Source organism: Geobacillus uzenensis, from assembly GCF_002217665.1.
Classification (GTDB): domain Bacteria; phylum Bacillota; class Bacilli; order Bacillales; family Anoxybacillaceae; genus Geobacillus; species Geobacillus subterraneus.
In genome coordinates, this window is sequence record NZ_NEWL01000005.1 from 238,426 (window position 1) to 250,999 (window position 12,574).

13 protein-coding genes are annotated in these 12,574 nt (G+C 50.3%); all 13 read left to right on the top strand.

Annotation, left to right across the window (positions count from 1 at the left end; genetic code table 11):
- Positions 1 to 9 precede the first annotated feature (9 nt).
- The 13 genes from B9L21_RS06545 (at position 10) to B9L21_RS06610 (ending at position 12,532) form a co-directional block, all read left to right on the top strand.
- Complete coding sequence (locus B9L21_RS06545; RefSeq protein ID WP_063165701.1) at positions 10 to 327, top strand: hypothetical protein; 318 nt, start codon at positions 10 to 12, stop codon at positions 325 to 327.
- A 172-nt stretch (positions 328 to 499) separates the two neighbouring features.
- Positions 500 to 1,990 carry an alkaline phosphatase family protein gene (locus tag B9L21_RS06550; RefSeq protein ID WP_063165702.1) on the top strand — a complete coding sequence of 497 codons (1,491 nt, stop codon included), beginning with the start codon at positions 500 to 502 and terminating at the stop codon, positions 1,988 to 1,990.
- A 522-nt stretch (positions 1,991 to 2,512) separates the two neighbouring features.
- Positions 2,513 to 3,994, top strand: coding sequence for an aldehyde dehydrogenase family protein (locus B9L21_RS06560; protein ID WP_225995624.1), 1,482 nt, complete (start codon positions 2,513 to 2,515; stop codon positions 3,992 to 3,994).
- Between the two features lie 77 nt (positions 3,995 to 4,071).
- Complete coding sequence (locus B9L21_RS06565; protein ID WP_409071343.1) at positions 4,072 to 4,878, top strand: enoyl-CoA hydratase/isomerase family protein; 807 nt, start codon at positions 4,072 to 4,074, stop codon at positions 4,876 to 4,878.
- Positions 4,879 to 5,027: 149 nt separating this feature from the next.
- Positions 5,028 to 5,903 (top strand): PaaX family transcriptional regulator C-terminal domain-containing protein, encoded by an 876-nt coding sequence (locus B9L21_RS06570; protein ID WP_063165705.1) that lies wholly within the window; start codon positions 5,028 to 5,030, stop codon positions 5,901 to 5,903.
- Positions 5,904 to 5,994: 91 nt separating this feature from the next.
- Positions 5,995 to 6,969 carry an MBL fold metallo-hydrolase gene (locus B9L21_RS06575; protein ID WP_063165706.1) on the top strand — a complete coding sequence of 325 codons (975 nt, stop codon included), beginning with the start codon at positions 5,995 to 5,997 and terminating at the stop codon, positions 6,967 to 6,969.
- A gap of 307 nt (positions 6,970 to 7,276) precedes the next feature.
- Positions 7,277 to 8,212, top strand: coding sequence for a Phenylacetic acid catabolic protein (locus B9L21_RS06580; RefSeq protein ID WP_063165707.1), 936 nt, complete (start codon positions 7,277 to 7,279; stop codon positions 8,210 to 8,212).
- Positions 8,212 to 8,532, top strand: coding sequence for a metal-sulfur cluster assembly factor (locus B9L21_RS06585; protein WP_063165708.1), 321 nt, complete (start codon positions 8,212 to 8,214; stop codon positions 8,530 to 8,532). Before B9L21_RS06580 ends, B9L21_RS06585 begins: the two co-directional genes overlap by 1 nt.
- Positions 8,529 to 8,744 carry a hypothetical protein gene (locus B9L21_RS06590; RefSeq protein WP_063165709.1) on the top strand — a complete coding sequence of 72 codons (216 nt, stop codon included), beginning with the start codon at positions 8,529 to 8,531 and terminating at the stop codon, positions 8,742 to 8,744. The genes B9L21_RS06585 and B9L21_RS06590 overlap by 4 nt, the downstream gene beginning before the upstream one ends.
- A 17-nt stretch (positions 8,745 to 8,761) precedes the next feature.
- The gene (locus tag B9L21_RS06595) at positions 8,762 to 9,406 is read left to right on the top strand and encodes a Phenylacetic acid catabolic protein (protein WP_172796440.1); all 645 of its coding nucleotides are present in this window, start codon (positions 8,762 to 8,764) and stop codon (positions 9,404 to 9,406) included.
- 156 nt (positions 9,407 to 9,562) lie between these two features.
- Positions 9,563 to 10,360: an enoyl-CoA hydratase/isomerase family protein gene (locus B9L21_RS06600; RefSeq protein WP_063165711.1), complete on the top strand. Its 798-nt coding sequence runs from the start codon at positions 9,563 to 9,565 to the stop codon at positions 10,358 to 10,360.
- A gap of 112 nt (positions 10,361 to 10,472) precedes the next feature.
- Positions 10,473 to 12,062 carry a benzoate-CoA ligase family protein gene (locus B9L21_RS06605; RefSeq protein WP_063165712.1) on the top strand — a complete coding sequence of 530 codons (1,590 nt, stop codon included), beginning with the start codon at positions 10,473 to 10,475 and terminating at the stop codon, positions 12,060 to 12,062.
- A 20-nt stretch (positions 12,063 to 12,082) separates the two neighbouring features.
- On the top strand, positions 12,083 to 12,532 hold the full coding sequence (locus B9L21_RS06610) for an acyl-CoA thioesterase (protein ID WP_063165713.1): 450 nt from the start codon (positions 12,083 to 12,085) through the stop codon (positions 12,530 to 12,532).
- Positions 12,533 to 12,574: the final 42 nt, after the last annotated feature.

Here is a 12,574-nt window from a genome sequence, read left to right on the forward strand (position 1 = left end):
GTACGTGCGATGGATCGCTTATTCCGCCTGTTCGCCGTTCGGCGCGGCCGTGGTCTATGGAATCAATGGCGAATGCTCCCCGGACGGCGGCGAAACAATAACGCGATATGGGCCCTCGTCAGCTTAGGCTTCGGTGCAGCTGCCGCAGCGATGCTTGGCGCCAGAAGAGGTGCGCGCATGGCACCGATGCCCAGGGGGCCGGTGCAAAATATGATTCGCGGCTTAAACCGCTGGATGGGGCGCCGGATGGGAACGACGCGGCTTGCCACAGCAGAATTCGCCGAAGAAATGGCTCCTTGGCGGCCGGGAGACGAAGAGAAAAAATAATGACGGTTGCCCCTTTGCTCAATCGGCCGGCAGCATGGCGCCTGCCGGCTTTTTCTTTTCATTTTAGCATGCCCTGCTTCGTTTTCCGTCTATGTATATTGGCTAAACTAACGCTGTAGGAAGGCGCTTTCTGCCGCAGCTTGGCGGAAGTATAGCGAAAGGGGGATGAAGAATGCCAAAACGGGTCATTCTGTTGATCATTGATTCATTAATGTATCCCGCCCTCGAGAAGGCGGTGAGCGAAGGGGTAGCTCCGGCTTTCCAGTTTTTTATGGAAAAAGGGGCGGTATATCCGAACGTAGTGACCGCCTTTCCGACGATGTCCGTCACGGTCGACAGTTCGCTTTTGACCGGAACGTATGCGGACATCCACCGGGTGCCTGGACTTGTTTGGTTTCATGACGAAGAGAAGCGGCTGATCAACTATGGAAGTCATGTGCGGGAGTTATGGAAACTTGGTCTTTTGCGGGCGCTTGATGATGTGGTCTACCGCTTGAATAACGAACATTTAAGCCAGAGCATCGCTACCATCCACGAGGAGCTGGCGGCCAAAGGGAAGGAAAGCGCCTCAATTAATGCCCTTTTGTATCGTGGAAATACGGATCATCCGCTTCGCCTGCCGGCGCTGCTTACGTTGTTCAAGCCATTTCGCAGCTGTCGGAAAACGAAAGGAACCTGTTTGTTTACATACGGATCATTTGCGCGGCTTGGCCCTTCAAACCAGAACGGCCACTTTTGGCAAAAGTATGGATTTAACAACCGTTTTTCCGCTCAAGAGCTCGTTCATCTCATCCGGGCAGACCGTTTGCCGCCTTTTACCATTGTCTATTTTCCGGATATGGACAAAATCGTCCATAAGCACGGACCAATGGATACAAAAGGAATCGCCCAAACGGACAAGCAGCTGCAAGCTATCCTGCACTGTTACCCGAGCTGGGAGGAAGCGCTTTACGACAAATGCTGGATCATCATGGGGGATAACGGGCAAGCACCGATCCGCGCCGACCGAAAGAAAGCGCTCATCGACTTGCGCCAGCTGCTTCGCTCATACAAAATTATGGCATTAAAATGCGGGGTGAAGGAAGACGATGAAATTGTGCTGGCGGTCAATGAGCGCATGGCCTTTATTTATACACTCAATTTGCACCGCGTTTCGCTGGCGAAGCTTGCCGAGACGCTGCGACAGGACGGTCGGATTGATGTCATCGCCTGGCTGGAGAAAGACGCGGCGCACGTCATTTCAGGCGTTCGGAGCGGAAAGCTCACGTTTCGGCCAAACGGGGTGCAAACGGATGAGTACGGGCAGCGATGGGATGTTCAAGGGGACCTAGGCGTGCTCGATTTGACAGCCAGCGGCGGGCGCATTTCGTACGGCGATTATCCCGACGCGTTGGCTCGGCTGTATAGTTCTTTGACGTCGCATCGCGGGACGTTTCTGATTGTCAGCGCCGCCCCGGGGTTTGAATTTATCGGTGAAGGGTCGCCGACCCATGTCGGCGGGGCGAGCCACGGCGCATTGCACCGCCACGATTCGCTCGTGCCGATGATCGTCGCCAGAACGGATTCAGCGCCGAAGCATTTGCGCGTCATCGACCTAAAAGAATGGATGTTGTCGCTGCTTGAAGGGGAAACTATGCAGGAAATCCGCGAGTCGGATGTGTGAACGTTTTGTCGGAAAATAATAAAATGGAGCGACCGGAAGTAGCGGGACGGTGTGTATCACCGTCTCATTTTTTATGGAAATTTAAGCGATCGTCTTCATTCCGTAGAACAGAAACGTGAATAGAGGAGGCAGATGGCCGGACGGTAGTGAGGGTGAAAGAATTGGTCGTCCTGGGCTGAGTTTTCTCATTCTCAGAAAGAATGAGGGTGGGAATGTTTCTGAAAAAAGAATGGTGTAAATTTTCATTTTTTTTTAGTTTTGTAATTGACAAACCGTTGTTAGTTTAATAGTATTATGTTAAACAGACGATATTAAACAAAACATAATAATCACAAAGAGGTGTCTGACGGATGCCGGCACGTAAGGAGGTACGCTGTTCATTTTGCGGTTCAGCGAATGTAGCGCCGTTATCGATGTTTGGAACCGCTCAGCTTGTGTCGCAATATTATTGCCATCAATGCAGGAGTGTGTTTGAGCGGGTGAGATGGAGAAACGATGCCAATGAGGAAGGGGAGACCATTGATGACGATCAAGAAGCATTATCCGCTGTTTATTAACGGCCAGTATGTTGAAAGCAGCAACGGTGAAGTGTTTGAAACGGTCAATCCGGCGACAGAAGAAGTGATTGCGACGGTCGCCAAGGCGACAAAAGCGGATGTGGACCGTGCTGTCGAAGCGGCGCGTACGGCATTTGAGTCGGGCAAATGGCCGAAAATGACGGCGGCAAAACGCGCGCGTTTGCTCAATCAAATCGCCAACCTCATGAGAGAGCGGTTCAACGATTTAGTGTATGCCGAAGTGCTAAATAGCGGCAAAACGGTCGATGCGGCGAAAGGGCAAATTATGCAGGCAATTGAGGATTTTGAATTTTACGCGGCCGCGGCGATTACGCTGCAGGGAGATACAAACCAAGTGCCGAACGGATTTTTCAACTATACGGTAAAAGAGCCGGTCGGCGTATGCGGCCAAATCATCCCGTGGAACTATCCGCTGATGATGGCAGCTTGGAAGATAGCTCCGGCATTGGCAGCGGGATGTACGGTCGTGTTAAAGCCGGCAAGCTACACGCCGATTACCGCTTATATGTTGGCGGAAATTTGCCAAGAGGCCGGGGTTCCCGATGGCGTCGTTAACGTGATTACAGGAAGCGGTTCCGAAATCGGCCCATATATGACCGAACATCCGGGGATTGATAAGGTGGCTTTCACCGGGGAGACAGAAACCGGCAAAGACATTATGCGGCGCGCCTCTGGGACGTTGAAACGGGTGACGCTCGAACTTGGCGGAAAATCGCCAAATATCGTGTTTGATGATTGCGATATAGAAGCGGCTGTCAACGGTTCACTTTACGGTATTTTTTACAATACAGGGCAGTCGTGTGAGGCACGCTCACGGCTGTTTGTCCACGAAGCCATTTACGACGAATTTATGGAGAAATTTATTGAAAAAGCTTCCCGCATCCGCGTCGGCAACCCGTTTGAAAAAGGGGTACATATGGGAGCGGTCATTTCGCGAAGCCATCAGCAAGTGATCGACGGCTATGTGAAGCTGGCGGTTGAGGAAGGCGGCGAAGTGCTGTACGGCGGAAAAGTTCCGGAAGGCGACGAGTTTGCGAAAGGCTACTGGTATATGCCGACGGTGATCGGAAACGTCACAAACGATATGCGCGTGGCGCAGGAAGAAATTTTCGGGCCGGTCGTCGTCGTCATGAAGTTTCGCGATGAGGAAGACGTCATCCGGCAGGCGAACGATACGATTTTCGGCTTAGGGTCGGCCGTATGGACGAAAGACCACGGAAGAGCCCATCGCGTCGCTTCGCGCATCCGGGCAGGGATTGTCATGATCAACTCGCCGATTTCCGCCTTCCCGGGCACGCCGTTTGGCGGGTACAAGCAGTCAGGATTTGGCCGTGAGCTGGCACTGGAAACGTTGAATTTGTACACCGAAACGAAGAGCGTCGTCTCTTATATCGGCAGCAAGCCGTTGAACCTGTTTGGCATTTAACAAGGCAGATTGATGCGCTCGGATCACCATAGCTGGGATAAGCGGTATTTAAAACAAACATATCATATTATGGAGGGATGAAGATGGCAAATGCGGTAACGGTAGAGAAAAAATATTTGACGGTTGTGAAAGAAGAAGGGATTGCCGAGATTCATTTGCACATTAACAAGTCGAACTCGTACGATCTGGAATTTTACAAAGAATTCAACGCGGCGATTGATGACATCCGCTTCGATCCAGACATTAAAGTGGTCATCATCATGAGCGATGTGCCGAAGTTTTTCTCGGCGGGGGCGGACATTAACTTTTTGCGTTCGGCCGACCCGCGGTTCAAAACGCAATTTTGCTTGTTCTGCAATGAGACGCTTGATAAAATCGCCCGCTCGCCGCAAGTGTATATCGCTTGTTTAGAAGGGCATACAGTCGGCGGGGGCTTGGAGATGGCGCTCGCGTGCGACTTGCGGTTTATGGGGGATGAAGCAGGAAAAATCGGGCTGCCGGAAGTGACGCTCGGGGTGTTGGCTGGCACAGGCGGGACGCAGCGGCTGGCGCGGTTGGTCGGCTACTCGCGGGCGCTGGATATGAACATTACGGGAGAAACGATCACGCCGCAAGAGGCGCTTGACATCGGGCTGGTGAACCGGGTGTTCCCGCAGGCGGAAACGAGAGAGCGGACGCGGGAGTATGCGCGCAAGCTCGTTAACAGCGCGACGTATGCGATTTCAAACATCAAGCTGTCGATCATGAACGGCAAAGAAATGCCGCTTAATGTGGCGATCCGCTATGAAGGCGAGCTGCAAAACTTGCTGTTCCGTTCGGAAGACGCCAAAGAAGGGTTGAGCGCATTTTTGGAAAAACGCCAGCCAAATTGGAAAGGGATTTAACACTTTGTTCATGCATATCGGCCGTTTCGGCCGATATGTTTTTATGTAAAAACGATCATTTTATGTAAAAATAATCATTCTAAGATTGAAAAAGAGAGGGGAAATGTAACATAATAAAAGAAAAATCTGAAAAAGACAGGTGTGTTGCAATGAAGCCAAGGGCACTTATGTTTACGCTATTCGGGGAATATATTCAACATTATGGGAATGAAGTGTGGATCGGAAGTTTGATCCAGATGATGTCTCACTTCGGCATTTCCGAGTCGTCCATTCGCGGGGCGGCGCTAAGGATGGTGCAGCAAGAATTTTTTGAAGTGCGGAAAATCGGCAATAACAGCTATTACTCGCTGACGCCGAAAGGGAAGCGGACGATGATGGACGGATTCACCCGCGTCTATTCGCTTCGGAACTATAAATGGGATGGCCGCTGGCGCGTGTTGACATATTCTGTTCCGGAAGAAAAGCGAGAGCTGCGCAGCCAGATCCGCAAAGAATTAAGTTTAATGGGATTTGGCCTTATTTCTCACGGAACGTGGGCGAGCCCGAACCCGATTGAACCGCAAGTCATGGAATGGATTAAAGATTATCATTTAGAGCCGTATGTGATTTTATTTACGGCGGATTCCATCGTGTCGCACAGCAACGAGCAAATCATCGAGCGCGGTTGGGATTTTGCCTATATCGCCAAAGAATATGACAAGTTTATTGAAACGTACGAGCAAAAATATGAGGAGTTCCAAAAGCGGGCTTGGAACAATGAGCTGACCGACCGCGAATGTTTTATGGAACGGACAAAGCTCGTGCATGAATACCGGAGCTTCTTCTTTATTGACCCAGGGTTTCCGCACGATTTATTGCCGCACGACTGGAGTGGAACGAGAGCGCGGGAGTTGTTTTTCAATGTCCATCAGCTTCTGGCTATTCCTGCCATTCGATACTTTGAAACGCTGTTTGAGCCCGCTCCGGACCGTGAATCGGCGTTCAACCGCGATAAGGCGATCAACCCGTTTATGGAGATGATTTAGCGGTCGGACTGAAAACATCGGCGGATTCGTTTTTCGATTGGATGTTGCATAGAGACAAAGAGATCACGATGATAGAGGGGAGAGGAAACAGATGCTACATAAAGACATTGAAGCCGTGGGGGACGGGATTTATCGCGTCCCGATTCCCGTCCCGTTTCCGATGAAGTATGTGTATTGTTACGTATGCCAAGAGGCGGACGGGTGGAGCTTGGTTGACGTTGGATTTCGTTGCCCTGAGGCCATGCGCGCTTGGGAAGCGGCCTTCCGGCAATTAGGAATCAAGCCGCGGCACGTTCGCGCCATTTATATCACCCACTTCCATCCCGATCATTTTGGCCTTGCCGGTTGGATGCAGCAACAGACGGAAGCGCCGATATGGATCAGCGAACCGGATCAGGCGATGGCCGAACGGGTGTGGGGGGAAGAGAGTTCCCAAGCGAGTGAAGTTGCTGCACTGTTTCGCCGCCATGGCGTTCCGGATGAACTTGCGGCTGAAATTGAAGAGAACATGTGGAAGTTATCATTGCGCGTCAGCCCGTTTCCGGTGTTAACGGTTTTAGATCACCGCGAGATTGTGCTTGGGCAGCGTCGGTGGACCGTCATCCCGGTTCCAGGGCATAGTGACGGGCTGGTCAGTTTTTATCAGCCGGAGTCACGCCAACTGTTAGTATCGGATCATGTGCTTGACCGCATTACTCCGAATATTAGTGTATGGCCGGGCGCCCATCCGAATCCGTTAGAGCAATATTTCGCCTCTTTGCGTAAAGTCGAGGAGCTTGATGTCGATGTTGCCTTGCCTGCCCACGGGGCGGTGATCCGCCAGTTTCGCGAGCGGATCGGTGATATTTTCCGCCATCATGAACAACGGTTGCAAAAGATGAAAGCGCTGACAGAGAAGGGGCGCACCGCCTATGAAGTGGCCCATCTCGTGTTTGGTCATAAGCCGCTGACCGCGCACCAATGGCGGTTTGCGGTGGCGGAAACACTAGCGCATTTAGAATATTTGCGCTCTATCGGTCAAGTGCAAACAGAGGAACGTGACAATCTGATCGTGTATGGGTCATGACGAGCAGCCAGCTGTGCAGACAGCTAGGCTTTTTTTTTGTCTCGTTAAACAATAAGGGATTACGTTGTGCAGCTTCCTGATTGAATGAAAAATATACGGACGGAAAACAAACATTGAACGTTACAAAAGACGATCTGCAAGGAATGGCCAAAGCGAGGAAAGGAGATATTTAGAACATCTAAGGAAATAAAAACAAAAAATAATTTTCAGATTTTTTCTATTTTTAAGTTGACAACGAACTTTATAGTGTATTAACATTATGTATAGAATACGATAGTCAAAAAAACGTAATAAAGAGGGTGGAAACATGGATCAAGCGACGTTGCTGAAAGAAAAAGTTCAAAACGGATTTATCGTCGAAGGGATCGAGGATATGAATGAGGAGTATTTGGCAGCATTGAAACAGACATTGACGATCGTCGGCGACACCGAACTGTTAAGCGTTCCGCCGCTATTAACCGTGTACGATCAGGCGCCGACGCTCAACAGCAAAATTACGGCGTTGGCCATTATGCAGGACGAAATCGGCCATGCCCATATCGCGTACCGGCTGCTGAAAGATTTAGGCGAAGACGTCGATCAGCTGCTTTACGAGCGGGAAGCAAACCGCTGGAAAAACCCGTACGCTTTCGATTTTGAACTGTCGAACTGGATTGAACTAGGTGTCTTTAACGCCTTTTTTGACCGGGCGGGCTACACGCTCCTTGGTGACGCGTTTGAACATACGTCCTACGGGCCGTGGAAGCGGGCGCTCGTGAAAGTCGACAAAGAAGAGCTGTTCCATCTCAGAAACGGGGAAATCATTATGAGAACGGCCATGCAAGATCCAAACTTACGTGAAGAAGTACAAAAAGCCGTCGATTGGATGTTTTTAATGGCACTCGAGTTTTTCGGGGTGGAAGACCGGCTGAAAAGCCGCTCGGCGCAACTTGAGTACCGCCTAAAAGGACGGTCGAACGATGAACTGCGGCAAAAATGGCTGTCAACGGCCGTTCCGTTCTGCGAATCGATCGGTGTTAAAGTCCCTGCCCATTACGATGAAGAACAGCAAAAATACGTGCTCGATGTGCCGTTCCCGTGCAAGTTTGATCCGGTGAATAAGAAATGGCTGTTCGACCAGCCGGATACGTGGGATAACGTCATCAAACGGTTTAAACAGCGGGGTCCGAAAAATAAAGAATTCGTTGCCCGGATTCAAAAAGGAGCCAAAGAGCTTGAGCAATTGCGAAAGGAAGCGGTGTGATGGGCAAGCAGGATACCGAAAAATATTGGCAGGCGCTGAAAGAAGTGATGGATCCAGAATTTCCGATCAGCGTCGTCGATATGGGGTTGATTTACGAAATTGAAAAAAACGACGATGAATTGCATGTCACCATGACGTATACGGCGGTATCGTGCGCCTGTATGGAATGGATCGAGCAAGATATCCGCGACCGTTTGCTTAAGGAAGAAGGCATTCGCGATGTGCATATTCACGTCGTCTGGGATCCGCCGTGGACGGTTGAGCGGATCAGCCCGGAAGGACGCGAAAAATTAAAATATTGGGGGGTGAGCTCAACATGACGGCGACCCAACAACGAAAAACGTTTGATATTTTCGCCCGCGTAAAGCGGGGCGACCAATTGGCCCATATCGGCACAGTGGAAGCGGAAAATGAAGAGCTGGCGAAAGTGTATGCTTCCTATACGTACGATGAAGAGGACTGGGCGGAAATGGTCGTTGTCGACCGCAGCGAGCTCGTTTGGGTGAGAAAACCGAAATGGCTGTTTGCCTAGAAAGGGGTGGAGGATCAATGGAACCGATGCAGTCTAGTGTACATTCGCTCGTCGAACTGCTTGAAACGATCGCTGACAATAAATACGTGCTTGGCGACCGCCTTGTGGAAGTCGGGGTCAGCGGTCCAAATTTGGAAGCGACGCTGGCCGCGATCGCGATGGCCCAAGGAGAATTAGGGCACGCGCGCTTGCTGTACAACTGGTGTTTTGATTTACGCGGGTTGAAAGGAAAAAAACCGGAAGTTTACGGACAATCCGGAAAAGCGATGGCAAGCGCCGTCAACGTTCATAACTGGATCACGCTCATCGCTGCGCTATATACCGTGAACACGGCCATTGATGCGGTCTTGCAATCGGCGCTGCAAGCGAACCATCCGGCAGTTGTTTCTAAAATTCAAAAGCTCGTCCGTGAACAGCAAGACCATATCGTTTACGCGAAAAACTGGGCGCAGCAGCTTATCCATGATCAAGGTGCCGTTCCGCACCGTTTCCGCCAAGCGTTGAATGCTGCGGCGAACGAGGCAGCGGTTTGGTTAAAGAATGTCGAGGACAAGAAAGAGCTGCAGGAGGAAGGGTATTTGCCGAAAGGAGTCCAACTTGTTGAACATTTGCAACAGGAATTGAAAGCGGTTGCCGCTGAACCATTTGTTCAGTTGAAATAAGAAAGGCACAACAGGAGGTGAGAAAAAACAAGCACAAAACGAACGGTGTTCTTCATGTTTTCAGAAATACAAAGACGGAAATGAACTTTCAAAAACGGGTGATTCAAACGTTGCCTGCATCACATCAAAAAATTCATAAGGAAGGAGAATACAAGGATGGTAGCTGTAGAAACGAAAAAACAATACTTGACGGTCGTCAAAGAAGAGGGGATTGCCGAGATTCATTTGCACATTAATAAATCGAACTCGTACGATCTGGAATTTTACAAAGAATTCAATGCGGCGATTGATGACATCCGCTTCGATCCAGACATTAAAGTGGTCATCATCATGAGCGATGTGCCGAAGTTTTTCTCGGCGGGGGCGGACATCAACTTTTTGCGTTCGGCCGACCCGCGGTTCAAAACGCAATTTTGCTTGTTCTGCAATGAGACGCTTGATAAAATCGCCCGCTCGCCGCAAGTGTATATCGCTTGTTTAGAAGGGCATACAGTCGGCGGGGGCTTGGAGATGGCGCTCGCGTGCGACTTGCGGTTTATGGGGGATGAAGCAGGAAAAATCGGGCTGCCGGAAGTGACGCTCGGGGTGCTGGCTGGCACAGGCGGGACGCAGCGGCTGGCGCGGTTGGTCGGCTACTCGCGGGCGCTGGATATGAACATTACGGGAGAAACGATCACGCCGCAAGAGGCGCTTGACATCGGGCTGGTGAACCGGGTGTTCCCGCAGGCGGAAACGAGAGAGCGGACGCGGGAGTATGCGCGCAAGCTCGTTAACAGCGCGACGTATGCGATTTCAAACATCAAGCTGTCGATCATGAACGGCAAAGAAATGCCGCTTAATGTGGCGATCCGCTATGAAGGCGAGCTGCAAAACTTGCTGTTCCGTTCGGAAGACGCCAAAGAAGGGTTGAGCGCATTTTTGGAAAAACGCCAGCCAAATTGGAAAGGGATTTAAGCGCTACGGTTATGAAGCCCTTGAAATGGGAAGTCGGCTCATCCATTTCCAAGGGCTTCCTTATGCACACTCATCAAGCAATCTAATTTTCATAGAAATGGGATGGTGAGCGATGGAATTGCGCGGGTTCGGAAGGCTGTACAATGCGGCGGGGCTGTTTATTGATCATAACGTTCACAGTGGATTAGGCGATAAAACGGCGATTTATTACCGCGATGAGCAAATTTCGTACCGGACATTGCAAGAAAAAGTGAACCAAACTGGCAATATGCTGCGGCAGCTTGGCTATAAGCTCGAAGACCGCATCGTTATGGTTTGCCATGACACGCCCGAGTTTATTTACACGTTTTTCGGCGCCATTAAAATCGGGGCGGTGCCGATCCCGGTCAATACGATGATGCAGCCGTCGGATTATGAATACTTTTTAAACAACAGCCGGGCGAAAGGGTTGGTCATTCATGAAGACTTGTGGGAGCGCCTTGAGCCGGCACGGAAACGGTTTGCTTTTTTGGAGCACGTCATTGTCATCTGTGAAAACGCTAACAAAACTTTAGAGGGGACACTCTCGTTCCATCGATTGCTTCAACGCGCTGATAAAGAGCTCACAGCGGCTCCCACAAGTAAGGACGATGCTGCGTTCTGGCTGTTCAGTTCAGGAAGCACCGGGGAGCCGAAAGGAGTCATCCATTTGCAGCACGATATGGAGTATGCATTAAACACTTATGCCAGACAAGTGCTGGAAATGAATGAACATGACCGTTGCCTCTCTGCATCCAAACTGTATTTTGCCTATGGTCTTGGCGGAGGCATGTATTTTCCACTGGGTGTTGGCGCTTCGACCATACTCATCAAAGAACGTCCGTTGCCGGAAACGATGTTCCAGGCGATTGAAACGTACAAACCGACGATCTTTTTCGGCGTGCCGACGTTGTATGGCGCCATGATTGATTACGTCGAAAAAACAGGCCGGCGCGTTGATGTCAGTTCATTGCGCGTTTGTGTGTCTGCCGGTGAAGCGTTGCCGCCGTCTTTTTACTATAAATGGAAAAAGTTATTTGGCGTTGACATTTTAGACGGCATCGGCTCGACCGAAGCGTTGCACATTTTTATTTCCAACCGCATTGGCGATGTCAAACCGGGAAGTTCCGGAAAAGCGGTGCCAGGTTACGACGTGAAGATTATCGATGGGCAAGGAAAGGAACTGCCGCCGAATGAAGTCGGGGACTTGATTATTCGCGGCGACTCGATCGCTCACGGATATTGGAATCTTCATGAGCAAAACAAACAAAAATTCGTCGGTGAATGGCTGTATATTGGCGATAAGTATTACTGTGATGAGGAAGGGTACTACTGGTATTGCGGACGTTCCGACGATATGCTGAAAGTCGGCGGCATTTGGGTTTCCCCGATTGAAATTGAAAACTGCCTGCTGCAGCATGAGGATGTGTTGGAAGTCGCGGTCGTCGGTGTGGAAAATGAAAAAGGCTTGACCGTTCCAAAGGCGTTTGTCGTTCTGAAAGACGGAGTCACACCATCAGCAAATAAGCAAGAAGAACTGAAACAGTTTACGAAGCAACAGCTGGCCCACTATAAACACCCGCGCATTATCGAATTTATTGACGAACTTCCGAAAACAGCTACAGGAAAAATCCAGCGTTTTAAATTGCGGCAATTGTTGGAGCATCAGAGCATCAATCAATGAGGTGAGAGGAACGATCAGCCATGAAACGGAATCAATTTCAAGTCCGCGTAAATTTTGGTGATACTGATGCGGCCGGCATCGTCTATTATCCGAATTACTTTAAATGGTTTGATATTGCCGGGCACCAATTTTTTCGCAGCATCGGACTGCCGCCGGCGAAACTGATGAACGAACAAAGCATCATTCTCCCGCTGCTTGACGTCGGCTGTACGTTTGAGCACCCGCTGTATTACGATGACATTATTACGATTAAAACGGCGGTCGAAGAAGTGAACCGCAAAACGATCAAGCTGCGCCATGAAGTGTTCCGCGGAGAAGTACGAACCGGCCATGGCTTTGAACTTAGAGGCTGGGTGAAAGAGGAGAACGGGCGTATTTTTGCGGTTCCCATTCCAGACGATGTTCGGCAGCTGCTTGAAGAAGATGGCATAGGGGAGTGCGCCTACATCAATCCGTTGCTCAATGCTTGATGGATGTTGAAAGCCAAGCTCGCATCGCTGCGTCTTGGCTTA

Coding starts and splice junctions, on each gene's coding strand:
- B9L21_RS06605 (WP_063165712.1), top strand. CDS start 10,473: ATGGAATTGCGCGGGTTCGGAAGGCTGTACAATGCGGCGGGGCTGTTT.
- B9L21_RS06565 (WP_409071343.1), top strand. CDS start 4,072: ATGAAGATGGCAAATGCGGTAACGGTAGAGAAAAAATATTTGACGGTT.
- B9L21_RS06560 (WP_225995624.1), top strand. CDS start 2,513: ATGACGATCAAGAAGCATTATCCGCTGTTTATTAACGGCCAGTATGTT.
- B9L21_RS06545 (WP_063165701.1), top strand. CDS start 10: ATGGATCGCTTATTCCGCCTGTTCGCCGTTCGGCGCGGCCGTGGTCTA.
- B9L21_RS06550 (WP_063165702.1), top strand. CDS start 500: ATGCCAAAACGGGTCATTCTGTTGATCATTGATTCATTAATGTATCCC.
- B9L21_RS06610 (WP_063165713.1), top strand. CDS start 12,083: ATGAAACGGAATCAATTTCAAGTCCGCGTAAATTTTGGTGATACTGAT.
- B9L21_RS06575 (WP_063165706.1), top strand. CDS start 5,995: ATGCTACATAAAGACATTGAAGCCGTGGGGGACGGGATTTATCGCGTC.
- B9L21_RS06580 (WP_063165707.1), top strand. CDS start 7,277: ATGGATCAAGCGACGTTGCTGAAAGAAAAAGTTCAAAACGGATTTATC.
- B9L21_RS06585 (WP_063165708.1), top strand. CDS start 8,212: ATGGGCAAGCAGGATACCGAAAAATATTGGCAGGCGCTGAAAGAAGTG.
- B9L21_RS06570 (WP_063165705.1), top strand. CDS start 5,028: ATGAAGCCAAGGGCACTTATGTTTACGCTATTCGGGGAATATATTCAA.
- B9L21_RS06590 (WP_063165709.1), top strand. CDS start 8,529: ATGACGGCGACCCAACAACGAAAAACGTTTGATATTTTCGCCCGCGTA.
- B9L21_RS06600 (WP_063165711.1), top strand. CDS start 9,563: ATGGTAGCTGTAGAAACGAAAAAACAATACTTGACGGTCGTCAAAGAA.
- B9L21_RS06595 (WP_172796440.1), top strand. CDS start 8,762: ATGGAACCGATGCAGTCTAGTGTACATTCGCTCGTCGAACTGCTTGAA.